The organism is Nocardia anocheti (assembly GCF_029675105.1).
GTDB lineage: Bacteria > Actinomycetota > Actinomycetes > Mycobacteriales > Mycobacteriaceae > Nocardia.
In genome coordinates this window covers 1-348 of sequence record NZ_JAQQFV010000032.1, presented here as the reverse complement: position 1 = coordinate 348, position 348 = coordinate 1, and the positions used below count along the sequence as shown (strand labels likewise).

Below are 348 nucleotides of genomic sequence, written 5' to 3'. Positions count from 1 at the left end.
CCAGTCTCTCGGTGAGCTCGATCCCGAGTTGGCCGCCGCGATGGCGGGCGAGCTCGCCCGTGAACGCGACACCCTCGAGATGATCGCTTCGGAGAACTTCGTGCCCCGCGCGGTGTTGCAGGCGCAGGGTTCGGTGTTGACCAACAAGTACGCCGAGGGCTACCCCGGCCGCCGTTACTACGGTGGCTGCGAGGCCGTGGACGTGGTCGAGACCCTGGCCCGGGATCGGGCCAAGGAACTCTTCGGTGCCGAGTTCGCCAATGTGCAGCCGCATTCGGGTGCCCAAGCCAACGCGGCGGTGTTGATGGCGTTGATGAACCCCGGTGAGACCCTGCTCGGTCTGGACCT

The 348-nt window shown here is 66.7% G+C and carries 1 pseudogene; it reads left to right on the top strand.

The features are described 5' to 3' along the window. Positions 1-348, top strand: a pseudogene (locus tag QC180_RS30145) (serine hydroxymethyltransferase); the annotation flags it as partial.